Here is a 24,127-nt window from a genome sequence, read left to right on the forward strand (position 1 = left end):
GGAAGCCTGCCGCATCGGCAGGCTTCCTCCTTCATTCCAGCATATTGGTCACGACATGGAACAACGCGCCGTTTTCAAGAACTGGTGGCTGCCTATCCTGTTTGCGCTGCCGCAGATCATTCTGATCATCCTGTTCTTCTACTGGCCAGTGGCTGCCGTGGTGAACTGGGCCTTCACCCTTGAGCCTCCATTTGGCGGTGCGGCGGAATTCGTTGGCTTTGCCAATTTCAGGGAAGCGCTGACCGATCCCTTTTACTGGAATTCGGTCACTGTCAGCTTGATCTTCGCGACACTCGGTCCTTTCTTCGCCATTCTGATCGGACTTGTGCTGGCGCTTGCCGTTGACCGGCAATTGCCAGGAACCGGCTTCTTTCGGTTTTTCTACATCCTGCCCTTCGCCATTGCCGGACCGGCTGCCGGTATCGCCTTCCGCTTTATCCTGGCGCCCGATCGCGGGCTGGCGGCTATGGTCAATTCCTTTTCTCCAGATCTCTGGAACCCGGCCAAATACGGCAGCCATGCGCTGGCGCTTGTTATCATCGTCTTCATCTGGAAATGGTCGGGCTATACATTCATTTTCCTGCTGGCCGGCCTTCAATCTGTACCGCGCGCGCTTAGTGAAGCGGCCGCCATGGACGGCGCCGGTCCCTTGCGCCGTGCCTTCGATGTGCAGGTGCCGCTGCTTGCGCCCACCCTGTTTTTTCTGCTCGTCACTATGATGACGGAAGGCTTCGTTGGTGCTGACACATTCGGCATCGTCCATTCGATGACCGGCGGCGGACCGAACCACGGCACCGAAGTCATGGTCTACCGGATCGTCGATGAGGCGTTCAAGGGTCTCAACTATTCCGGCGCATCGGCCCAAAGCATCATTCTGATCGGGCTGATCATGATCTGCACCTTCATCCAGTTCCGCTTCATCGAGAAGCGCGTGCATTACAAGTGAGGCCGGAATGATCCAGCGCACACCAATTGCCAATGCCTTCACCTATCTCATCATGGTCCTGGGCTTCCTGCTGCTGATCGGACCATTCATCGTGGTGATCGCTGGCGCCAGCCAGACAATGCCGCAGGTCAATGCCGTTCCCTTCAGCTTCCTGCCGCAAGGCGAGTTCCTGACCAATGCCAAACAGGCCTGGTCGCGGGCCGATCTCGGCACGGCAATGACCAACAGCCTGATTATGGCGGCCCTGGTGACGCTCGGAAAGGTCGCGCTGTCAGCCATGACCGCCTTTGCCATCGTGTTTTTCCGCACGCCGCTGAAACACGTGTTTTTCTGGGGCGTGTTCATCACCCTGATGCTGCCGCTCGAAGTCCGGGTCGTGCCGACCTATGCGGTGGCAGCCGATCTGTTGCAGCCGGTCAAATCCATCCTGTCCACGCTGTTTGGCATCGACATCAAGATCGAGTGGAACCTGCTCAACACCTATGCGGGCCTGACCCTGCCGCTGATCGCCACGGCAACCGGCACCTTTCTCTACCGGCAATTTTTCATGACTCTCCCCAATGAATTGGCCGAGGCGGCGCGCATGGACGGGTCCGGGCCGATCCGCTTCTTCTTTGAAATGCTACTGCCGCTTTCGCGCACCAACATGCTGGCGCTGACCACCATCATGTTCGTCTATGGCTGGAACCAGTATCTCTGGCCGCTGCTGATGGTGACCGATCCGAACTACAAGACGGTGATGATGTCGCTGCGCTCACTGCTGCCGTCCGATAACGGCATCCCCGACTGGAACGTAACCCTCGCTGGTTCCCTGATGATCATGGCCCCGCCGCTGGTTGTGGTTGCCGTGCTGCAACGCTGGTTCGTGCGCGGTCTGGTCTCCACGGAAAAGTGACGCTGAAAAGCGCCTGCAACAACAAGGTTCAAAGACAATGGCTGATATCGACATCCGCGCGGTGCGCAAAAGCTACGGCAAGACGCCAACCCTGCATGGCATAGATCTGCTGTTTGGATCAGGGGAATTCGTGGTCATTCTCGGTCCCTCCGGCTGTGGCAAATCCACGCTGCTGCGAATGATCGCCGGGCTCGAGGACATTACCTCAGGCGAAATCGCCATCGATGGCCGTGTCGTCAACACATTGGAACCACGCGAACGCGGTTGCGCCATGGTGTTTCAGAATTACGCGCTCTACCCGCATATGTCGGTGGCTGGCAATATCGGCTACGCCCTGAAAGTGGCGGGCGTTGCCAAAGCCGAGCGTGACCGGCGCATTACTGAGACCGCAAAAATCGTCGGCTTGCAGGATTATCTTGACCGTCGGCCCGCCGCTCTTTCCGGTGGCCAGCGCCAGCGTGTCGCCATGGCCCGCGCCATCATCCGCGAGCCGAAGGTGTTTCTGTTCGATGAACCACTGTCCAATCTCGACGCCAAGCTGCGCGTCACCATGCGCGCCGAAATCCGCAAACTGCACCAGCGTTTGTCAGCCACATCGGTTTTCGTGACCCATGACCAGGTGGAAGCGATGACACTTGCCGACCGGCTGGTGGTGATGAACCGTGGCCATGTGGAACAGGTCGGCAAACCACTCGACATCTATCATCGCCCGGCCACGACCTTCGTTGCCTCGTTTATCGGTTCACCAGCCATGAACCTCTTCGATGCCCGCGTCGAAGTGGAAACCTCCACCATTCGCATCAGTGGTGCAGCGGTCGAAATCGATCCGGTCGTCGCTCATGCGCTGAGAGGACGAGATGTGATCGTCGGTATCCGCCCGGAACAATGCCGTCTTGCCAGCCACGGCCAGGGCGTCCCGGCACTCATCGAATTCGTCGAAGAACTGGGCGTTGGCCGCGTCGTCCATTGCGAATTGGCTGGCCAGCCCTTTGCCATTGCTGTCCCCGAAGAAGCGCAGGTCTCGGCTGGTGACACGATCGGGCTGTTGCTGCCGCGGCAGCAATTGCACTTCTTTGACGCCGAGAGCCAGAAGCGGATCGACTTTTCTCCCGTGACGGGCGCGGCAAACAGCCTCGCCAACAGCCAAATACCATCGCATCAACCCTCTGGAGTTCTTTCATGACCGACATCATTTCCGCCATCGGCTTTTGCAATCGCACCGGCAAGGGCGACCTGACGACACTGGACGTCTCACTACGCGAAATCGCCGATTCCGGTGCGACGGCCTGCGAAATCGGCATTTATGGCGAAGAAATCATCTCCGGTGGCCGTATTATCGAAGATCGCACCCAGCGCGTCGCTGACATTGTCAGCCAATACAGCTTCAAGAAATTATCCTTGCACGGCCAGGTCAGCTCCAATTTCATGGACCGCGAGCATCTGCATCTGCAAAAGAACGTGGTTCGCGCCATGCTGGAACTGTGCGATCGTCTTGGCGCCGGCATTCTCGTCCATCATTCGGGTGCCGCCCAGCCGGTAGAAGGTGTTGACGGCGCGGATCTCGACAAGATGGAGCGCGAGGCCCTGTTGGAAATGGCCGATATCGCCAAGGGTTATGGCGTGCGCATCGCGCTTGAAAACATCTTCACCACCGAGACCGGCCAATATCGCCAGACGCCGAGCCAAGTGGCTGAAACGGTCAAGGCCATCGGCCATGACCATGTCGTCGCCCTGATTGATTTCTCCCATGCCTATATCGAATCCACCTTCAAGGGACTGGATTTCCGCGAGCAGCTGCGCGCCATGGCACCGGTGACCGGCCATCTTCACGTCCATGACAGCTTTGGCCTGCCCTATACGATGAAGGAATTCTTCCATAACGCGGAAGCAACGGCACTCGGCATCGGCGATCTGCATCTTCCGCTCGGCTGGGGCGATATCGCCTGGGACGAGATCTTTGCCGAACTCACCTTCCTGCCCGACACCATGCTGATCATGGAAATCGGCGCTGAACGCTTCCTCGACCAGCAGCCCCGCTGCCTGGACTGCGCCCGCGACCTGGCAAAGCTGGTGAACCTGCGCTGATCTGGTGACGACTGATAATGGTGCCGCGCTTGTCTAGGGCGCGGCGCTGTCCTCTCAATCCGGCACCGCCAGCCGATCCCATATCCGCACCAGATCGGCGACGGATTTGGCATTGAGTTTGCGCATCAACTGGGCGCGGCGAACCTTGACGGTGATTTCGCTGACACCGAGATCACCGGCAATCTGTTTGTTGAGACGCCCCTGAACAACCAGTTCCATCACCTCCCGCTCACCCGGCGTCAGCGTTTGCCATAACTCCCGCAAGCCGGAGGACAGATGATCCTGCCGTCGCTGCGCACGATCACTTTCGATGCCCTGCTGAATAGCGTCCAGCAGGTCCTGATCGCGGAACGGCTTGGTCAGAAACTCTATGGCACCGTTTTTCATCGCCTTGACCGACATGGGGATATCCCCATGACCGGTAATGAAGATCACCGGCAGCCGTATACCCAGTTTCGCCATCTGCTGGTGAAACTCAAGGCCACTCTGGCCGGGCATCCGCACGTCGAGCACCAGGCAGCCGGGCGCATCGGCAAGCGGCATTGCCATGAATTCCTGGATTGATCCATAGGCGCAAACCGCAAGGCCGACGGAGGCAAGCAGATCCTCCAATGCGGCGCGCACCGAGGCGTCATCATCGATCACATAGACAACCGGCTCATGTTCATCCTGTTGAGGTGGGTTGGCCATCATGCCTTATTCTCTTCGCTTAAGGGCAGACTGAATTGAACGACCGTCCCCATGCGATGCGCAGATGTCACGGAAATACGCCCCCCATGCGCCTCGATGATCGAACGGCTGATGGCAAGGCCGATGCCCATGCCACTTTCCTTGGTGGTCCAGAACGCTTCGAACAGATGATCCAGCGTCGATTGCTTCATGCCGGGACCTGAATCGGCAACGGCAAGCACGATCCTGTCATCGCCATCGACAAAGGTCGAGATTAAAAGCTCCCGCTTGAAACTGGGAACAGCCGCCATGGCTTCGATGGCATTGAGCAGGAGGTTGCCGATCACCTGCTGGATCTGGATACGGTCGGCCAGCACTGGCGGCAGATCTTCCGCAAGCGCCATCTCCAGCGCAATATTGTTGCGCTCGATCTCATGTTCGGCCAAGCCGATGGCTTCGGTCGTTGCCGCATTGAGGTCGAAGCTTTCCCGTTGCGGCGGTTCGCTTCTGGCCAGTCTGCGTACACGCACGATCACATCGCTGGCGCGTTTCACGTCGCTGGTAATTCGCTCCGCCGCCTGACGGGCACGATCCAGATTGGGCGGCGTATGATCAAGCCAGCGGCGACAGGCATCGGCGCTGGTGGCGACGGCAGCCAGCGGCTGATTGACTTCATGGGCGATGGAGGCGGTCAATTCACCCAGCCGCGTCAGCCGCGCCATGCGGGAAAACTGCGCCTGCGCATCGTAAATAGCCGCCTGGGCGGCAACGATTTTCAAGGCGAGATAGGTCGTCACCCCAATGGCGCAGGTGCTGATGCCGCAATTCAGCAGCCCGGATTCGAACGATCCGCGCCGGGTGAGAAACAAGCTTAGTACCGTCAGGCCAATGCAGATCATTGCCAGTGCGACGACGCCGCGCATCGACAGGAAGCCGATGGCGATCAGAATGACCGCGATATAGAAGACAGCAAAAGCGATCTCGAAATTGGTGATCGTATCGGCAGCAAAGATGCAGACCAGCAGGAACAGGATGAACACCGCCCTCAGCTTTGGCCGGTTCTGATGCTGCGAAAACAGAATGTGTTTCATCCTTCGGTGGCCATGGCTGTTTCTTTGCGCAAAAGGTAGACACCCTCTCGCAAAACATCGAGGGCCGGATCGGCCCAAACCAAATTACGCAGGAAAGCGCCGCAGCGACAGTCCCGCAGGGCTGAATATACAAAAGTATATCGAGCCTATGCCTAAGCCGTGCCTGGCTTTCCTTAAGCGCGGTGGCGTCAGATGTTCGGCCATTCTATAGGATTATCAGGCCCTTCGGGGATCTGCGGATCAATCATCCAGCCTGAAACTGGCCAGCCTGAAATTGCCCACCCCTACAATTTCAGCGTCATCCTTCATGGATACGCTTTGCGAAATATAGGCCCGTCCCATGATCCATCCAAAATTCGCTCCGCTTGCCACCCGCCGCTCCCATCTTCCGAACCATTGGGACCTGATGGCGCTGCTGTTGATCATCGGCGTCATCGTGCTGTTTGCCTATGGCGAGCGGGTGACGACTATTCCGCTGTCGGCGCTTGATGCCGCTCCGCTATCGCTCGATCCCACCAATCTGCCGATCTATGCATTGCGCACCATTCTGCGCATGCTGGCAGCCATCGTGTTTTCGCTGATCTTCACCTTGATCTACGCCTCGGTTGCCGCCAAAAGCCGGCGTGCGGAAATGGTGATGATCCCGGTCCTCGACATCCTGCAATCGGTGCCGATTCTCGGCTTTCTGACGTTTACCGTCACCTTCTTCCTCAACCTGTTTCCAGGACGTGTGATCGGTGCGGAACTGGCGGCGGTGTTTGCGATTTTCACCAGCCAGGCCTGGAACATGACCTTCAGCCTCTATCAGTCGATGCGTAGCCAGCCGAAGGACTTGGAAGAGGCGACCCGCAGCTTCCAGCTCAGTGGCTGGCAGCGGTTCTGGCGACTTGACGTGCCCTTCGCCATGCCCGGCCTGGTCTGGAACACCATGATGTCGATGTCCGGCGGCTGGTTCTTCGTCGTCGCCTCCGAGGCCATCACGGTGGGCAATACCACGGTTACTCTGCCGGGCATCGGTTCCTATGTTGCGCTGGCGATCAAGCAGCAAGACATTCTGGCGGTCTTCTATGCCGTCATCGCCATGCTCGCCGTCATCCTTCTCTATGACCAGTTGATGTTCCGTCCGCTGGTGGCCTGGGCCGACAAGTTCCGCTTCGAGACCACCGCCTCGGGCGTGGCTCCCAGTTCCTGGATGCTGGACCTGTTGCGCAAGGCCCGTGTTACCCGCCTGCTGCTCGCGCCTCTGAACTGGGTAGCCCGCCAACTCTGGACCTTACGCCTCCCCAAACTGCGGAGCACCGGTTCAAAAACTGCCAGCCCTGCCACCTCGCGTGTCATCGACGGAATCTGGATTGCCATCATTGCCGGTGCAGCAGCTTGGGCCGCCTATATCAGCTTCGACTACCTGCGGGCCAGCATCGGCTGGTCGGAAATACCGACCGTTATCCTCTATGGCTCTATCACCCTGCTGCGTGTCATCGTACTGATGGCCATCGCAACCGTGGTCTGGGTGCCGGTCGGCGTGTGGATCGGCCTGCGTCCGAAGCTCTCGGAAAAAGTCCAGCCGCTTGCGCAATTTTTGGCCGCCTTTCCAGCCAATATCGCCTTTCCGGTGTTCGTGGTGGTGATCGTGCATTTCGGTCTCGATGCCGATATCTGGCTGAGCCCGCTGATGATCCTTGGGACGCAATGGTACATCCTGTTCAATGTGATCGCCGGTGCCAGCGCCTTTCCAAGCGATCTCAAGGAAGCCGCCCGCAGTTTCCACATCACCGGCTGGCGCTGGTGGTTCAAGGTCATCCTGCCCGGTATCTTTCCCTATTACATCACCGGAGCGATCACGGCTTCGGGCGGCTCCTGGAATGCCAGCATCGTTGCGGAAGTGGCAAGCTGGGGCGATACCCAACTGACCACCCCCGGCCTTGGCTCCTACATCGCCAATGCGACAACGGCAGGCGATTTCCCACGGGTCGTGCTCGGCATCATCGTCATGTGTACCTTCGTGACGCTGTTCAACCGGCTGGTCTGGCGCCCGCTCTATGCCTATGGCGAAAGCCGCCTGCGCCTGGGTTAATGCCGTTCACCATCAATCGGGAATGTTTCGGCATTCCCAAACACCACAGACATAACACCACAGACATGATGTCATCCGACAAAAGGATTGTTCCCATGCTTGATCTTATCACCAAGAACCCGCTGATCGATATCGCCCAGGTCTCCCGTTCCTTTCCCAAGGCCAGCGGCAACGATGTTGTTGTGCTCGAAAATGTCGATCTCGCCATCAAGGAAGGCGAAATCGTCGGCTTGCTCGGCCGCTCTGGCTCCGGAAAATCGACACTGCTGCGCATCATTGCCGGCCTGCTGTCGCCGTCTTCGGGCAGCGCCCGCTATCGCGGCAGCGAAATCGACGGGCCACCGCCCGGCATCTCCATGGTCTTCCAGTCCTTTGCCCTGTTTCCCTGGCTAACAGTGCTCCAGAATGTCGAACTCGGCCTGGAGGCAAAGGGCGTAGACCGCACTGAGCGACGCTCGCTTGCCTTGGCCGCCATCGACCTGATCGGCCTCGATGGGTTTGAAAACGCATATCCGAAAGAGCTGTCCGGCGGCATGCGCCAGCGTGTCGGCTTTGCCCGCGCTCTTGTTGTCCACCCTGATCTGCTGTTGATGGACGAGCCATTTTCCGCCCTCGACGTGCTGACCGCCGAAACCCTGCGCACCGACATGATCGACCTGTGGATCGAAGGACGCCTGCCAATCAAATCCGTGTTGATCGTCACCCACAATATCGAGGAAGCGGTGCTGATGTGCGACCGCATCCTGGTGTTTTCCTCCAATCCGGGCCGGGTGGCGCGCGAATTGAAGGTCGATCTGCCGCATCCGCGCAACCGACTTGACCCGGTGTTCCGCCAGCTTGTCGATAGCATCTACGCGCTGATGACGGCGCGCGCCGAACCGCGCCTACCCAGCATGGACGGCATTCCCGGCACCGGCATGGGCATGGTGCTGGAGCCGGTTTCGACCAATATCCTGTCGGGCCTGATCGAGGCGCTCGCAGGTGCACCCTATCATGGCCGCGCCGATCTTCCGGTACTGGCCGGCCAGTTGCAACTGGAGGCAGATGAGCTGTTTCATCTTGGTGAAGCACTCCAGCTTTTGCGCTTTGCCCATCTGAGCGAAGGCGATCTGGTGCTGACCGAGGCCGGAACCCGCTTCGCCCATCTGGAAACCGATGCCCGCAAAAAACTGTTTGCCGAGCATCTGGTCAGCTACGTGCCTCTGATGGGCCTGATCCGCCGGGTTCTAGATGAGCGCCCAAGCCACACCGCACCGGCAGCGCGGTTCCGCAACGAGTTGGAGGATTACATGAGCGAATCCTACGCCGACGATACGTTGAAAACCATCGTCTCCTGGGCGCGTTATGCCGAATTGTTCGCCTATGACGAACGCACCGAAATGTTCAGCCTGGAAAACCCGGAATAGGCTGAACAGCCACGATTAGACATGCTGCGCCCGTGTCTTTTATGACGGCGGGCGCAGCAGGTTGGCATACGACGAAATTGTCTTACAGTCTGTTCAAGGATTGCTGTTGGCCTGGCGAAAATGGTGATTTCGAGAACCGGCGCGGAGCGTACTTAAAGTACGTGAGCCGAGGTAAGCGCAGAAATTGCCATTTGCAGACGGCCAGCGGCAATTCTTGGATAGACTGTTAACCCTCAGGGAAAATCGCCACGGCACGGCACCAGCCAGCCGACCCGCCCTTGATCTTCACAGGCAGGCAGGAGACGGTGAAGCCGGAACCCGGCAATTCCTCCAGCCGTGTCAGCTTTTCCATATGCAGGAAAATGCCTTCACGGGCGGCTTTATGGCCTTCCCAGATCAATCCTGCATCTCTGGTTTCCGCAAACCGTTTGGCAGTGACCGGAAAGGGCGCATCCCAGGACCAGGCGTCAGTTCCAGCAATATGAACGCCTTGCGCCATCAGCCAATGGGTGGCCTCACGCCCGATACCGCAGCCACGACCCAGGTAATCCGGTCGCCCATAGGCGGCACCAGCGGCGGTGTTGACCAGCACCACATCGAAAGGCTGAAGCGTATGACCGGCCACCGCCAAGGCTGACTGAAGATCGGCTGCCGTTGCGATAGAGCCATCCGGCAGATGGCGCAGATCCAGTTTGACGCCCGGACGGATGCACCAGTCGAGCGGCACTTCATCAATGGTCCAGGCACGCTCGCCATTATTCATCGTCGAGGCGAAATGCCAGGGCGCATCGAGATGTGTACCGGCATGGGCGGTCAGGTTCAACTGTTCGACTGCCCAGCCTTCCCCACCGGGAACATCGCCAATGTCGAGGCCGGGGAAGAAGCGCAAAACCTCTTCCGAGCCTTCCGCATGGTTCGTGTAGGTGATTTTGGGACCAAGGCCCGGCGGATCGGCAGGAATGTCGTTTTCGATAGCAACGGACAGATCGATAATCTTCATCATGACTCTCCTGAAATTGCGGCTTTGGCAAGCGCGTCGAGATCAGCATCGGCCTTGAAGCCCGCCGCCAACGCCGTGGCAGCATCAACCTGCGGCATCGCACCAAACAGGCGGCGAAGCGTCTCGTCCTCGCCCCATTCGACCAATGCGGTTTTGCCCACATGGCGGGCCACCGCAGCAGCCACGTCGCCGGTCGTTGCAAACAACACCGGCGGCTGGACAACGGTTACGGCACTATCCTTCAGCCCTGCGGCATGTAGCAGCATGTCCACCGCCGCCTGACGCGACACCCACCAGCAGGTGCTGCTGGCCGGAACCGGGCAGGCATAAGCCTCTCCGGCAGCGATCCGATGGAAAAGCTGGCTCATAAAGGCCGAACCATGCCCGCTGTCGGTCGCAGGCCGTGCGACAATGCCGGGAAACCGCAGACTGATGGCTGAAAGCGCACCGCGTCGCGTCATGTCGGACAGCAGAATTTCGGTCATCAACTTGTGGGCGCCATAGGTCAGTTGCGGCGCGGCAAGCGTCTGCTCCGTGACGGTTGCCGCTCCAAGCGCACCATAGACCGCGATGGAGGAGGCAAAAACCAGCCTCGCGCCGGGACGCCGAAGGGCTACGCCTTGCGCCAAAGCAATCGGCGCAAGCAGGTTTGCACCATGTCCCAGTGCCTGTTCCCGCTCGGCAAGTCCTCCGGGAACGCTGGCCAGATGGAAGACAAGATCGAAACCGGGTTCCAGCAATGTGTCCAGAAAGCCGGGATCGCCGAGATCGCCGACCAAGGCCTCAATCCCGTCAGGGACAGGTTGAGCAAAGGCTCGGTCGGTGACAACGATCCGCTTTGCCTGGTGAAGAGCGAACGGGAGACGAGCCACAAGCCCGCGCCCCAGAAAGCCATCAGCACCGGTGACAAGAATACGCATCAGGCCTTCACCACCGCCTGATCGATCACCCCGAAAGGCGTGCTTCCATTCGGCAGCCGAGCTTCCATCCGCACCTGATCACCCCAGGTCAGAAAGGGCGTGCGCGCCTTGCCTTCATCGAGAAGCTCGATCACCCGGATTTCGGAAATGCAGGATGAACCGGCGGCCCGATCTGCATTGGACACTGTGCCGGAACCCAGAATGGTTCCAGCCGACAAACGCCGGCTGCGGGCGCAATGAGCGATCAATTCACCGAAGGAGAAATGCATTTCGCCGCCATGAGCATCCCCGACCCGTCGTCCGTTGATCTCCACATGCAAAGCCAGACCCGTCCGACCGTTGGACCAATGCGGCCCGATCTCGTCCGGCGTGATGGCGACCGGTGCAAAGGCCGTCGATGGTTTGGCCTGGAGAAACCCGAAGCCCGCCCGCATTTCCCGCGGCCCAAGGGCGCGCAGCGACCAATCGTTGATCTGCACCAGCAGACGCACATGATCAATGGCATTTTCCGGTGCCACACCCATTGGCACATCGGCAAGAATAACGCCGAACTCGCCTTCCATGTCGATCAGCAGCGCGTCGTCGAGAAACTCCACGCCTGCCAGCGGCCCGCGGAAATCGTCGCTCGCCCCTTGATAGATCAAGGGCACTGTCTCGAAGTCCGGGTTAACCGGATTGTCGAAGGCCTTATCCATCAACCGGCCATGATTGAGGAAAGCCGACGCATCCAGCCATTGCGGCGCACGCGGCAAGGGTGCCAGACACCGTTCCGGCTGGAAGCTGGTGGCAAAAGGTTCGTTCCCTGCATTGAGCCGTTCATACAGCTCGAGAAGGCGGGGAGCGACGGCATCCCAATTCTCCAGCGCAGCAAGCAGGGACACTGCGATGCCAGTGGCCGGGACTGCTCGTTTCAGATCACGCGAAACGATCCAAAGTTGGCCGTCGCGGCTTCCATCGTGATAGGTTGCAAACTTCATGATGACCTCGTTCCTGCTGTTATTGGTGGCACCCGGCTATCATGGTCCGGCAAGACTTGCGGCGATGGCGGGATCGTAGACCCCTGCGACAAGGATGAAGAGCATCCGGCAGGGTTTACCGGACCGATTGGCCCAGGCATGATTGGTGCCACGCTGGATAACGACAGACCCCTGCTTCAAAAGCACGTCGCCATCATCAAGCACCAGGGTCATCTCTCCTTCAATGACAATGCCATAATCGACAGATTCCGTGCGATGCATCAGCGGATGGGGAGAATCTTCCTCCACCGTGGAGGCAGCTTTGTCGCCCAGTTGCTCGAAGGCCACGTTCATTCGTTCTGCACCGGTTTTCAAAAAATCCTCGGTATCCGGCGGAATATCGACGAAACGGATGCGCGTACCGCCAGCTGGAGGGGGAAGGATAAGGGGACCGATGGTTGGATCAGCCCCATTATCGATCCGCACAGGGCTTTCGCCAGTCTGCCAGACTTCGTGAAACAGGGTGCCGGGAATGGCATCGATTTCAACCACTTTGGGCAAAGGCCCGACTTCGCTGAGGATGGAGCGGCCATCACTCGCATGGCCGGTAACGATACGGATAATGTCAGGAAACTGTGTCATGCTGTTTTCGCCTTGGTAAAGAAGCCGATAGAGACCGCGCCGACCGCCACAGCCGTCACACCCAGCGCCGCGAAGCCAAAATTTTCGCCCAATGCGCCGCCGACAATGGGGCCAAGTGCGGCCCCCATCATCAGCATGGCCGGGGTCGCAGCAACGGCACGTCCGGTCGGATCGAGTTTTGCCAGGCGGCCGAACGCAAAGTTATGCGTGAAGATCTGCACGGAGACGAACAGGGAGGCCGCGACCGCCCAGACCGGAAAAACGGTGACCGAGGTCACGATGATTGCCAGAATGACCTGCACCGCCGGTCCAATCTGGGTGACAGTCGTGGCGGAAACGCGGGTCTGCAAAAAAGCCGCCAGTGGAGACGGCAATATGAAGTTGACGCAGCCCAGCGCGATGAGAACGGCCAGCACGCTCTCTGCGGAAAACCCACGCGATTTACCGATGACCTCAACGAAGGAAAATACCATGGATTGGTTGAAGGTCAGGATGCTGATGCCAAAGATTGTGAACCACATTGCCCGGCTAAAGGGCTTTTTCTCCGGCTCAACGGCATGGACGGGATTGCGAAACAAGAACGTAGAGGTAAGGGCGGCAATCACCATGATGCCCGTGAACACATAGAAGAGAACAGAACCGCCATAGACGATCAACAGCTGTGGTATGGCTGCCAGGAGAACAATGGCGAAAAGTCCAAGGGCTATGCCAGCCATGGCGAATAGCCGATGCGGATTGGTTGCCTGGCCGATCGTTCCATGCACCATGGAAAGAGCTGTCCCAACCGCGAAACCGGCAGTCAGATGCAAGAGGGCAAGAGGAAGCAAAGCCGTCTCTCTCGAGGCGCCAAAAAAAGCGGCAGCGGCAACGGCAAAAGCCATGGAGGCCCAGAGCCTCTGGTTCATCTGGTTGAAGCGGGGCGCGACAATGAGGCTCGCAACAACCGCACCAACCAGGAACAATGTGACGATCCCGCCTGCCTGTTGCGGGCTGAACCCGAAGCGTTCGACAAGCGCGCCAACCCAGACGGGAAGAGCAATCAAGTCAAGCATGCCCGAGAAGTGACCGATGACGAGAGCAATCGACCCGGCCACTCCAAATTTCTGTCCTGACATTCCATCTCCTCCGGTTCTTTTCATGCGCCGACAAAAGCATCCAATCTCCCAATCGGAACGCTGTCGAAAATATGTAAATAAAATCAATTATTTAAGTGATTTTAAAATCGAGTATCGACTACCATTTGCAATGATTTCTGGTGTCAGATCGCTTCCGCCAGGGTTTTCATCGAAACTGTCATGATCGAAGCGTGCTCTTCACGGCTGCCGCCATGGATCTCGATATCGGCCAGCCGGCCCGAATTCTCGACCACCATCCGACACCGCTCCCAGCGCCTTGCCTCGAAAGCGGCAAGCGCGCCATCGACATCGCTGCCCTTCACCAGTTCCTCGGCCAGCACCATGGCATCCTCGATACCGATACAGGCACCGGCGGCCAGATGCGGTGTCGTGGCATGAACGGCGTCGCCAATCAGAACCACCCGCCCCTGAAACCAAGGACGCGGCAGCAACATCTGCTCCAGTGGCCGGTAAATGATCCGATGCTCCGCCGACAATTGCTTGGCAATTGCTTGGATGATTGGCGAGCTGAAGCGCTCCATCAAGCCGCGCAGGGTATCGACGAAAAGCTCCGGAGCCACAAAGTCATTGGTGGGGCGATCTTCGGTCAGGAACAGATAGGCTTGGGTTTTGTTGACGCCATTCAAACCGACCTTGAGTTTCGGCCCCATCCACATGGTGATGGTTTCCAGCGCCTCCGGTCTCGGCAAAACTGCGCGCCAGACCGACTGGCCGATGAAGCGGGGCTTTGGCGCATGGGGAAACGTCTTGGAACGGACAGCGGAAAATAGCCCGTCCGCCCCAACGACAAGATCGAACCGGTCTGAACTGCCGTCGCTAAAGCTGACCTGTACTCCGTCTTCGCTCTGGACGATCTCGGTAAATGTCACGCCCAGGCGAACCTTGGTCGTGGAAGCCCGCACCGCCTCCGACAGGATTTTGGCAAGCGCCGGGCGCATGATGCCGCCGCCGCCGGGAATATCGTCGCCCGCCACCCGGGAGGTAGGCAATGTGAACAGCACGGCATCATCCGGCCCGCGCAACTGCACGCCGTCACTGGCATAACCCTCTTCCATGAAGCGATCCAGGAGGCCGAGTTGGCGCAGCACCCTGAGCGTCGAGCCGTGCAGGCTGATGCCTGCCCCATAGGAGCGCCATCCTGCATCGATCTCCACGAGATCGACCTCAAACCCCTCTCGCGACAGCTGAAGTGCCGCAGTCATTCCCGAAAAACCACCGCCAATAATCAGGATCTTCTTGATACCCGAATTCATGTTTACTCCTCCTCCGCAGTTACCAAAGCGAAAACCTCGCCTTCCTCACCCACTGCAATATTCACTCGTGTCAGTCCTTGCCCCAGGCAAGGGCCAAGCACACATTCTCCCGTCTCCAAATCGAACAAGGCGCCATGGGAATGGCAGGCGAGATGAGTTTTCTCGCCGTTGAAATAGGCATCCGTCTTCCAGGCCATCGGCGTTCCGCTGGAATAATGCGGGCAAGCATCGAGCCAGGCGTGGAGCTTGCCGTCACGTCTGACCACGATGATCTTGCGACGGAAGCCTTCAAGCGGGCCGAAGCCTTTAGCCTCGCCCTCGCCAACGGCATCCTGTCGGCAGAGGAACTGTCGGGATGGCATGGCGCTTTTCCATCATCTCAGGATTTAGCGCCGGGCGGTGGTCCGCCGCCGGGCATCCACTTCTCACGCATCTCGAACAACATGATCTGAGACGCCTCTGCACTGATCGGCACGTCGCGGCCCACCCAAGTCTCATCGTGCTTGTCCATGTCGGCGTCGTATTCGAAATGACAGCCTAGTGGACTGTTGAAATACCAGAACCAGTTCGATCCGAACTTATGACGGCCGGGACCCCAGAAACTCTGATAGCCCTTTTTAACGAAGCGCGTTCCCGCAACCATCAGCTCAGTCGGGCCACCCATATGGAAGGCAAGATGCTCACAGCCTTTCATGTAATCCGGCGTGCGAATGAAGAAGAGCGTGTGATGATCGTCATTTGCCTTGGGCCGCAGGAACGGACCTGCCCCGCTCAAGGTATCCGTGACGACGAAGCCGAGGCGATCACAATAAAACTCGGTTGCGATCTCAATATCGGGAACGAACAACACCACATGGCTGAGCGAGCGAGGCAGCGCCGGCATCTCTTCCCAAACGCCGATTTCGTTCGGTTTGCGCTGGGCGGGTGCGCCGGGAGCGTTGATCTTTTCCGCGGGCATATCAAGTTCCCGGCGGATCGACACCTGGAACTTGAGCTCGAAACCATGGGTATCCTTGACTTCGATCGAACCGTCAGACAGCCGCGTGACGCGGCGATCCTTGGACAGCTCGGCTTCGATCGCATCCAGATCTTCGGCTGTGCGCACGCCATAAACCTGCTGGCGCAGCATGTTCGAGGTCGGCAACGGCGGCGGCAAGGACGGATCGGACGTGTGGCGAACAATGACCCCCGTGCCGTCCAACGCTTCGAACATGCCGCCAGCATCCGTCACATCAATCGGCTTCAAGCCAAAAGCCGTGAGATATTCGCAGCTGGCGGCGACATTATCGACACCAAAGACAAGATAATCAGGTCCAATGATATTCATGGGACATTCCTTTCTTTCAGGACGTCTGGTCGTTGTTTTGCGGGGTTGGCTTAACCGGCGTGCAGAACATATTCGCGTGCAATGGTCAGGCTAAAACGGGTATCGTCGGGGCGAAGACTATTGATGGCGTCGCGGCAGGCTGTTGCGAAAGCGATGCCAGCGGCCTCATTCGGCAACCAGTATTCATCGATGGCGCCGAGCGGGCTGGGAAACAACGGTGTGTTGCGGCAATATCCAAGCAATCCGTGAGAGGATGTACCGGTGGCGTCCACAACAGCATTTGCAGCGAGCGTTTCACCGAACCAGGCCAGAAATACCTTGACCGCGCCCTCATGCGGATGCACCGGAATGATTGTCTCTTCAGAACAGGGAGTACCAATGAGGGTGGTATCATCGACCATTTCCGGCTCGTCGGGCTTGAGATTTTGCAGATAGAATGGCGTCTCGCGTGACGCCTTCAAGTCTGCGAGATCCTCAGCCCAGACCTCGGTGACGAAATCCACGCCAATTGCCAGAGCCTTGCCCTGCGGCTCACCGCCAAAATAGACACCATCGAAAGCATGGTTCTGAACATAGCGCTTTGGCGCGTTCACCGGATCATGCGCAATATAATCCAGCACGAGCTTGCCATGATAGTCCTTCATATGCGTGCGGTGTTCGGCGAGGGTCTGGCCCAGCCGCCGGCGGCCACAGATTAACAGTTTGATGGTCATGATTTTTTCCTGACTGCGATGCGTCCACCCAGCACCTCGGCTACCCAATCGGCGATATAAGCACCGGCATTTGCCGAATTGTCGAAGCTGGAATGCTGGATGCCTCCGGTACGCTCGTCGAAAATCTTCAGTTCGCGGTTGGGACTGTTGACCAGCTGGTCATAGGTGGCATGAGCCCATTGCAGGGGAATCTGGCTGTCTTTTTCACCGTGGGTGACCAGGAATGGAACACGAATCCGATCCAGAGTGCCATTGAGATGAACCTTTTCGGCAATCTCCATGAAGTCGTCCATGTCCTTGGCGCCCCAGACCCACATGACGTGGCTCCAGTAATGAGGAACGGGGAGATTACCTTCGCGGGCGAGGCGCTTTTTCTGAACATCGCGCCAATCGTGATTGGCACCCCACACCACGCCGCAGGCAAAGCGTGGTTCGAAGGCGACAGCGCGGGGACAATAGTAACCGCCAAGCGAAACACCTTCCATGCCAATCCGCTTGGCATCGATATCCGGCTGACCTTCCAGCCAATCGACCACACGGCTCGCCCAGTGCTCGCTGTCGTAGCGCGCCGTCAGTCCTTGCAGGCGAAGGGCTTCTCCCGTCCCTGGCTGATCGACGATCAGCGACGCGACACCGCGCTTGGCAAGCCACACCGGCAACCCGACCAAAAACTTCATTTCCTTGGTACTGTCGAGACCATTGACCTGGAGCAGAAGCGGCGCGGCACCTTCGACACCTTCGGCAGGTACGTAAAGAGCGGACAGATGCTTGCCTTCATAGGGAATCTCAACCCGGCGACAGGACGAGCCGGAAAGCTTCAAGCCCTTTTCGAACGCATCCAGAAAGCGCTTGTACAAGGCTACCCGGCCCTCAGAACTATGGGCAAGCAACCGTTCCGCGGTCAGCATGTAATTGGCGGCGCGGATCAGCTTGTCACCCGCAGAAATCAACCGGCCCTTGGCTTCGTCTTCCTCGGCGAGGGAAACCAGCTTGTCCGCCATCTTGATCCAGGTCTCGCGGAAAGCTTGTGTCCCGGCTGCGTCCGGCGCCTTGGCCGCCTCCTGCAACGGGGCGCACATTTCTTCGATCTCGCCCATCCGGGCACCCATCTCGATCGACAGATCGACAGACAGGTTCCAGACATAATTGGTCGGAAAATACTTAAACATCGGGTCTCCTCGAACTCGCCTCCTCGGGCGATTTAGGCGATGGGAGAACCGCGCTGCCAGCGTTAAGGCCAAGCAACGATATTTCCTCCCTGACCCAAGATGTACTGAAGAAAAACTCGTTTACAAAATTGCATTGATGAATGATTTGTATTTTTAAAATAAATACATGAATCGATTGACCCACCGATAATTTGTTTGGTTATTCGAGGGATTCCTTGGGAGGGGGACAATTATGCGCTTCAAGAATCTGGACCTTAATCTGCTGGTGGCGCTCGACACGCTGATCAGGGTTCGCAATGTCAGCCGTGCCGCAGACGAAATGTTCATCACCCAATCGGCGATGAGCAACGCACTTGGGCGCCTGCGCGATTATTTCGACGATCCGCTGCTGATTCAGGTCGGGCGATCCATGGAATTGTCGCCGCTCGCCGCCTCATTGGAATTGCCCTTGCGCGACATTATCGTGCGCATCGAGGCGGCCGTCGTTTCGACGCCGTCCTTCATTCCCCATGAATCGACACGCAGTATCAACCTCATCGTGTCTGACTATACCCTCAATACGATCATGCCGCCGTTTCTTCGGCAGGTGTCGGCGCTGGCCCCGGGTGTGCAAATCCATTTCCAACCACAACAAAATTATCCCCATCTCCTTCTCGAGCGCGGAGAAGCGGATCTATTGGTGGCGCCAAGCGATTTTTGCTCGACCAATCATCCATCGGAACCTTTCCTGGAAGACCAGATCTGTTGCGTGGTGGATGCGGACGGGCCGCTGGCACAAGGGCCTATGACAAAAAAGGATTTTCTTGAGGCCGGTCATGTGGTGATGCAGCCGCCGAATGGCGGAGAAACCTTTGCCCAGCGGGCTTGCGACAGGCTCGGCCTGAAGATCAAGGTGGAGGCTTCAACCTTTTCCTTTTCATCTCTGCCCTTCCTTATCCGTGGCTCGAAACGCATTGCCATGGTTCAGCGCAGCCTGGCGGAATGCATGCTCAATCTGGGCGGTATCCGCATCATGGACCCGCCTTTCCCTCTGCCACCATTACTACAGTGCCTGCAATGGCACAGCTATCGCACCCGCGATCCCGCACTGGTCTGGTTCCGATCCCAGATGCACGAGGCAGCAGCGAGAGTTCGTCAGGAAAAAATGGAGCCCGATCGGCATAAGGAGCATGACATCGTTTCCGGCTGATCGCTGTCGTCGAACCGTAAGAATAGAAGATAAACAGCGACGTGCCGCTGCGCCTCAGAAGCGCAACGGCACATCGTTTGCCTTACTCGGCCGCCATGCGCATCGGCCTGTCATTGTCCTGCTCATGGTCATCGTTGACATGCTGCACCAGCGGTCGATTGCTAGCCAGTTTGCGGATCAGCACGTAAAAGACCGGCGTCATGAAAATGCCGAAGACCGTCACGCCAATCATGCCGGAAAACACCGCAATACCCATGGCCGCACGCATTTCGGCCCCAGCACCGGTTGAGGTGACCAGCGGTACGACGCCCATGATGAAGGCCATGGATGTCATCAGGATCGGGCGCAGACGCAAGCGGCTGGCCTCGATAGCCGCCTGAACCGGGGTCCTGCCTTCAAATTCCAGCTCCCGGGCAAATTCGACGATCAGGATGGCGTTTTTGGCTGAGAGCCCGACAAGCACGATCAGGCCGATCTGGGTGAAGATGTTATTGTCTCCTCCGGTCAGCCAGATACCGGTCAGCGCCGCCAATACGCCCATCGGTACGATCATGATGATCGCCAAAGGCAGAGTCAGGCTTTCATATTGCGCGGCAAGCACGAGATAGACCAGCAGCAAAGCCAGTGGAAACACCAGGAAGCCTGAGCTTCCCGCCAGGATTTGCTGGTATGTCAGATCCGTCCATTCGTAGCCGATACCTTTTGGCAAGACATCCGCTGCGATCTTTTCAATTGCCGCCTGGGCCTGACCGGATGAGAATCCGGGGGCCGGACCCCCATTGATATCAGCAGCCAGAAAGCCGTTATAGCGGTTGGTGCGTTCCGGCCCCGTGGTCGGATCGACCCGCAGCAGCGCAGACAGCGGGATCATCTGGCCCGATGCGGAGCGAACCTTCAACTGACCAATATTGTCGGACGTGGCCCGAAATTTGGCATCGGCCTGGGCGCGAACGCTGTATGTGCGGCCAAAAGCATTGAAGTCATTGACATAGAGTGAACCCAGATAGATTTGCAGGGTCTGGAACACATCGGTAACGGAAACACCGAGCTGTTCGGCCTTGGCGCGATCAAGATCGGCATAGAGCTGCGGCACATTGATCTGGAAGCTGGAAAACAGGCCAGTCAGCGCCGGTGTCTGATAGGCCTTGGCCAGAAACGCTTTGGTGGCCTCGTCCAGCGCCTGATAGCCCAATCCAGCCCGGTCTTCCAATTGCAGCTTGAAACCGCCGGTCGTGCCGAGACCCTGGACGGGTGGCGGCGGGAACATGGCGATGAAAGCATCCTGAATGGAGGAAAACTTCTGGTTCAGCTGCATGGCAATCGCCCCACCGGACAGATCAGGCGTCTTGCGCTCGTCGAAATCCTTCAGGGTGACGAAGACAATGCCGGCATTGGAGGAATTGGTGAAACCATTGATCGACAGGCCCGGAAAGGCAATGGCGTGGGCCACGCCCGGCTGGGCAAGCGCAATGTCGCTCATCCGCTTGATCACATCTTCCGTACGGTCAAGGCTGGCCGCATCCGGCAACTGGGCAAAACCAATCAGATATTGCTTGTCCTGCGCCGGGACGAACCCGCCCGGAACAGCATTGAACAGGCCATAGGTGGCACCGGCCAGGGCCAGATAGACCACCATGACGATGCTTTTGCGTGAGAGAAGACCGCCGACGCTTTTTCCGTAAGCATTGGAGCCTGCGCCGAACACCCGGTTAAACCCTCGGAAAAACCAGCCAAGCATAAAGTCCAGGCCGCGTGTCAGCCGGTCCTTCGGTGCATGATGTCCCTTCAGAAGCAGAGCGGCAAGCGCCGGTGACAGGGTCAGCGAATTCAGCGCCGAGATCACGGTCGAGATGGCGATGGTCAAGGCGAACTGGCGGTAGAACTGGCCCGACAGACCGGAAATGAAGGCCAGCGGCACGAAGACCGCCACCAGAACCAGGGCGATGGCGATAATCGGCCCCGACACTTCCTTCATGGCACGGTAGGTCGCCTGACGGGGTGACAGGCCGTTTTCGATATTGCGCTCGACATTTTCGACAACGACGATGGCATCATCCACGACGATGCCGATGGCCAGAACCAGTCCGAACAGGCTGAGGGCGTTGATAGAAAAGCCGAAGGCATACATCACGGCAAATGTGCCGATGATCGACACCGGAACCGCGATCAGCGGAATGATCGACGCCCGCCAGGTCTGGAGGAAGAGGATGACGACCAGCACGACCAGCGCTACGGCTTCCAGCAGGGTATCGACGACTTTTTCGATGGAAGAGCGGACGAATTTGGTGGTGTCGTAGACGATTTCGTATTTCACGCCTTCTGGCATCGCCAATTGTAACTCATCCATCGTCCTCACCACTTCATCGGAAATGGTGATGGCATTGGAGCCGGGCGCTTGGAAAACAGGAATGGCGACTGCGGCCTTGCTGTCCAGCAGGGAGCGGAGCGCGTAATCGGAAGCGCCAAGCTCGACGCGGGCGACATCGCGCAATCGGGTGATCTGACCGTTTGCGCCACTCTTGACGATGATATTGCCAAAATCCTCTGGCGTTTGTAGCCGCCCCTGGGCGTTGACGTTCAATTGTACATCGACGCCCGGCAGGCTTGGCGAGCCACCGATGATCCCCGCGGCGGCCTGGACATTCTGGGCGCGGATGGCCGTGGTAATATCGCTGGCCGCCAAGCCATGTTCGGCCGCCTGCTGCGGATCGATCCAGATACGCATGGAATAATCGCCGGAGCCGAAGATCTGCACCTGACCGACGCCTGCAATCCGGGCGAGCCGGTCCTTGATGTTCAGGACGCCGTAATTGCGCAGATAGGTAATGTCATAGCGATTGTCTGGGGAGATCAGGTTGACGACCATCATCAGGTCGGGAGAGCTTTTCACCGTGGTCACGCCGAGGCTCTTGACCTCTTCCGGCAGACGCGGTTCGGCCTGAGATACCCGGTTCTGCACCAGTTGCTGGGCCTGATCGGGGTCAGTGCCGAGCTTGAAGGTCACGGTCAGCGTCATCACGCCGTCCGAGGTCGCCTGGCTCGACATGTAAAGCATGCCCTCGACGCCATTGATCTGCTCTTCGAGCGGCGTTGCCACGGTTTCGGCAATCACCTTCGGATTGGCACCGGGATAGGTGGCCCGCACGACAATCGACGGCGGCACGACATCGGGATATTCGGAAATCGGCAGCGACCGCATGCCGATCAACCCGGCCACGACGATCAATACCGACAGCACCCCGGCAAACACCGGTCGGTCAACAAAAAATCGGGAAATGTTCATTTCAAAGCCCTCTCCGGCGTGAAACAACTCCGCCCTCGGACAAAAGCGATGTTTCGTCCGGCAAACGGTGGATATGGATATGACAGTCCTGCCCGGCGGCCTTTGCTGCCGGGAGGATATTGGACCTGATCAGTGCTCGCACCTTGCGGTGCAAGGGCATCAGGTCGATGCAAAGGCTATGACTATTTCGACGCCGCGAGCTTTTCTTCCGGCTGCGGCGCAACAATCGCGCCTGGTTTGATGCGTTGCAGACCGTTGACGACGATCGTATCGCCAGCAGCAAGCCCGCTTTCAACCACACGCTGGCCTTCGGCCACGGCGCCCAACTGGATCTGGCGGTAATTGACCTTGTTATCGGCATCGACAACGAAAACGAATTTCTTGTCCTGATCGGTGCCAATCGCCCGTTCACTGACCAGGATCTTGTTTTCCGGCACAGGCTGGCCCATCCGCACCCGCACGAACTGGCCAGGAATAAGCCTGCCGCCCGGATTGTCGAACACGGCGCGCACGCCAATCGTACCGCTGGCGGCATCGACCTGGTTGTTGATCAATTGTAGCTTGCCTTTGATCGGCATGCCGTCATCGGCCAACGTGCCGATTTCGACAGGGATACGGTCGATGTCGGCCAAGGCGGCTCCAGTTTGTGGGAGCTGCGACAGAGCCTTGGCCACCAACTGCTCGCTGACATTGAAGCTGGCATAGATCGGATCGACAGACACCAGTGTGGTCAAGACGGAAGAAGAAGACCCCGAGGCCACCAGATTGCCTGCCGTAACCTCGAGCTTACCGACGCGACCCGAAACCGGGGCGCGCACCTGGGTATAATCCAGCTCCAGTTGAGCCGATTGCAGCTGGGCTCTGGCGGTTCCCATGGCAGCTTGAGCCTGGGTAAAGCTATTGCGGCGCTGATCCATATCGCTTTGCGAGATCGTGCTATTGCCCGATAGTTTCAAGCCGCGATCCAGTTCGATCCTGGCAAGATCGACCTTGGCTTCGGCTGAAGCGAACTGGCCTTCCGCCTGATCGACAGCGGCCTGATAAGGAGCGGGATCGATAGTGAACAGCAGATCGCCTGCCTTGACCAACGCGCCCTCACGAAAATGGACGGATTGGATGGCTCCGCCGACCCGTGGCCGCACATCGACCCGTTCAACGGCCTCGAGACGGCCGGAAAACAGCTCCCAATGGGTGAAATTCCGGCTGGAAACCTTGGAAACCGTGACCGGCACGGCAGGAGTCGATGCGGCCGCCGAGGCCGCCGTTGCAGCAGCACTCATCGGCAATTGAAGAACCACGGATACGGCTGAAATGGAAACAACAAGGCCCAGGCCGGCGCCCATAAGGGCCCAGCGTTGTTTTCTGGATGACAT

The 24,127-nt window shown here is 58.3% G+C and carries 21 protein-coding genes; 7 read left to right on the top strand and 14 right to left on the bottom strand.

Annotated elements, in window-relative coordinates:
• Window positions 1-55: 55 nt before the first annotated feature.
• From H1Y61_RS18615 to H1Y61_RS18630, 4 genes are read left to right on the top strand one after another with little or no spacing between them, the layout of a single operon-like run.
• Window positions 56-946 carry a carbohydrate ABC transporter permease gene (locus tag H1Y61_RS18615; protein WP_180575004.1) on the top strand — a complete coding sequence of 297 codons (891 nt, stop codon included), beginning with the start codon at window positions 56-58 and terminating at the stop codon, window positions 944-946.
• A gap of 7 nt (window positions 947-953) precedes the next feature.
• On the top strand, window positions 954-1,841 hold the full coding sequence (locus H1Y61_RS18620; RefSeq protein WP_180575005.1) for an ABC transporter permease subunit: 888 nt from the start codon (window positions 954-956) through the stop codon (window positions 1,839-1,841).
• Window positions 1,842-1,878: 37 nt separating this feature from the next.
• Window positions 1,879-3,024 (top strand): sn-glycerol-3-phosphate import ATP-binding protein UgpC, encoded by a 1,146-nt coding sequence (locus tag H1Y61_RS18625; RefSeq protein WP_180575006.1) that lies wholly within the window; start codon window positions 1,879-1,881, stop codon window positions 3,022-3,024.
• A complete protein-coding gene (locus tag H1Y61_RS18630; RefSeq protein ID WP_180575007.1) occupies window positions 3,021-3,926 on the top strand; it encodes a sugar phosphate isomerase/epimerase family protein in 906 nt (301 codons plus the stop codon). The genes H1Y61_RS18625 and H1Y61_RS18630 overlap by 4 nt, the downstream gene beginning before the upstream one ends.
• Window positions 3,927-3,980: 54 nt before the next feature.
• Here the strand turns inward: H1Y61_RS18630 and H1Y61_RS18635 are convergent, their stop codons facing one another.
• Window positions 3,981-4,619 carry a response regulator transcription factor gene (locus H1Y61_RS18635; RefSeq protein ID WP_180575008.1) on the bottom strand — a complete coding sequence of 213 codons (639 nt, stop codon included), beginning with the start codon at window positions 4,617-4,619 and terminating at the stop codon, window positions 3,981-3,983.
• On the bottom strand, window positions 4,616-5,686 hold the full coding sequence (locus H1Y61_RS18640) for a sensor histidine kinase (RefSeq protein ID WP_180575009.1): 1,071 nt from the start codon (window positions 5,684-5,686) through the stop codon (window positions 4,616-4,618). Before H1Y61_RS18640 ends, H1Y61_RS18635 begins: the two co-directional genes overlap by 4 nt.
• 340 nt (window positions 5,687-6,026) lie before the next feature.
• Here H1Y61_RS18640 and H1Y61_RS18645 point away from each other — a divergent pair, with 340 nt between their 5' ends.
• Window positions 6,027-7,760, top strand: coding sequence for an ABC transporter permease (locus H1Y61_RS18645; RefSeq protein ID WP_180575010.1), 1,734 nt, complete (start codon window positions 6,027-6,029; stop codon window positions 7,758-7,760).
• Between the two features lie 95 nt (window positions 7,761-7,855).
• The gene (locus H1Y61_RS18650; RefSeq protein WP_180575011.1) at window positions 7,856-9,166 is read left to right on the top strand and encodes an ABC transporter ATP-binding protein; all 1,311 of its coding nucleotides are present in this window, start codon (window positions 7,856-7,858) and stop codon (window positions 9,164-9,166) included.
• Between the two features lie 226 nt (window positions 9,167-9,392).
• Here the strand turns inward: H1Y61_RS18650 and H1Y61_RS18655 are convergent, their stop codons facing one another.
• From H1Y61_RS18655 to H1Y61_RS18700, 10 genes are all read right to left on the bottom strand, one after another.
• Window positions 9,393-10,169: a cyclase family protein gene (locus tag H1Y61_RS18655; protein WP_180575012.1), complete on the bottom strand. Its 777-nt coding sequence runs from the start codon at window positions 10,167-10,169 to the stop codon at window positions 9,393-9,395.
• Window positions 10,166-11,086, bottom strand: a complete 921-nt coding sequence (locus H1Y61_RS18660) for an NAD-dependent epimerase/dehydratase family protein (RefSeq protein ID WP_180575013.1) — start codon at window positions 11,084-11,086, stop codon at window positions 10,166-10,168. The genes H1Y61_RS18655 and H1Y61_RS18660 overlap by 4 nt, the downstream gene beginning before the upstream one ends.
• Window positions 11,086-12,063: a fumarylacetoacetate hydrolase family protein gene (locus H1Y61_RS18665; protein WP_180575014.1), complete on the bottom strand. Its 978-nt coding sequence runs from the start codon at window positions 12,061-12,063 to the stop codon at window positions 11,086-11,088. The genes H1Y61_RS18660 and H1Y61_RS18665 overlap by 1 nt, the downstream gene beginning before the upstream one ends.
• Before the next feature lie 39 nt (window positions 12,064-12,102).
• Entirely contained in the window at window positions 12,103-12,684 is a 582-nt protein-coding gene (locus H1Y61_RS18670; RefSeq protein WP_180575015.1) for a cupin domain-containing protein, read from the bottom strand.
• The gene (locus H1Y61_RS18675) at window positions 12,681-13,799 is read right to left on the bottom strand and encodes an MFS transporter (RefSeq protein WP_180575016.1); all 1,119 of its coding nucleotides are present in this window, start codon (window positions 13,797-13,799) and stop codon (window positions 12,681-12,683) included. The genes H1Y61_RS18670 and H1Y61_RS18675 overlap by 4 nt, the downstream gene beginning before the upstream one ends.
• A 143-nt stretch (window positions 13,800-13,942) precedes the next feature.
• Window positions 13,943-15,073, bottom strand: a complete 1,131-nt coding sequence (locus H1Y61_RS18680) for an FAD-dependent oxidoreductase (RefSeq protein ID WP_180575017.1) — start codon at window positions 15,071-15,073, stop codon at window positions 13,943-13,945.
• A 2-nt stretch (window positions 15,074-15,075) separates the two neighbouring features.
• Window positions 15,076-15,435: a Rieske (2Fe-2S) protein gene (locus H1Y61_RS18685; protein ID WP_180575018.1), complete on the bottom strand. Its 360-nt coding sequence runs from the start codon at window positions 15,433-15,435 to the stop codon at window positions 15,076-15,078.
• Window positions 15,436-15,452: 17 nt separating this feature from the next.
• The gene (locus H1Y61_RS18690) at window positions 15,453-16,400 is read right to left on the bottom strand and encodes a VOC family protein (protein ID WP_180575019.1); all 948 of its coding nucleotides are present in this window, start codon (window positions 16,398-16,400) and stop codon (window positions 15,453-15,455) included.
• 50 nt (window positions 16,401-16,450) lie between these two features.
• Window positions 16,451-17,113, bottom strand: coding sequence for an EthD domain-containing protein (locus tag H1Y61_RS18695; RefSeq protein ID WP_180575020.1), 663 nt, complete (start codon window positions 17,111-17,113; stop codon window positions 16,451-16,453).
• Window positions 17,110-18,282 carry an alpha/beta hydrolase family protein gene (locus H1Y61_RS18700; RefSeq protein ID WP_180575021.1) on the bottom strand — a complete coding sequence of 391 codons (1,173 nt, stop codon included), beginning with the start codon at window positions 18,280-18,282 and terminating at the stop codon, window positions 17,110-17,112. The genes H1Y61_RS18695 and H1Y61_RS18700 overlap by 4 nt, the downstream gene beginning before the upstream one ends.
• Window positions 18,283-18,514: 232 nt before the next feature.
• Here H1Y61_RS18700 and H1Y61_RS18705 point away from each other — a divergent pair, with 232 nt between their 5' ends.
• Window positions 18,515-19,471, top strand: a complete 957-nt coding sequence (locus H1Y61_RS18705) for a LysR substrate-binding domain-containing protein (RefSeq protein WP_180575022.1) — start codon at window positions 18,515-18,517, stop codon at window positions 19,469-19,471.
• 82 nt (window positions 19,472-19,553) lie between these two features.
• Here the strand turns inward: H1Y61_RS18705 and H1Y61_RS18710 are convergent, their stop codons facing one another.
• Together H1Y61_RS18710 and H1Y61_RS18715 are read right to left on the bottom strand one after the other, a co-directional pair.
• On the bottom strand, window positions 19,554-22,754 hold the full coding sequence (locus tag H1Y61_RS18710) for an efflux RND transporter permease subunit (protein ID WP_180575023.1): 3,201 nt from the start codon (window positions 22,752-22,754) through the stop codon (window positions 19,554-19,556).
• Window positions 22,755-22,936: 182 nt separating this feature from the next.
• Window positions 22,937-24,127 carry an efflux RND transporter periplasmic adaptor subunit gene (locus H1Y61_RS18715; RefSeq protein ID WP_180575024.1) on the bottom strand — a complete coding sequence of 397 codons (1,191 nt, stop codon included), beginning with the start codon at window positions 24,125-24,127 and terminating at the stop codon, window positions 22,937-22,939.

The organism is Agrobacterium vitis, from assembly GCF_013426735.1.
In the GTDB taxonomy this organism is placed as follows: domain Bacteria; phylum Pseudomonadota; class Alphaproteobacteria; order Rhizobiales; family Rhizobiaceae; genus Allorhizobium; species Allorhizobium vitis_D.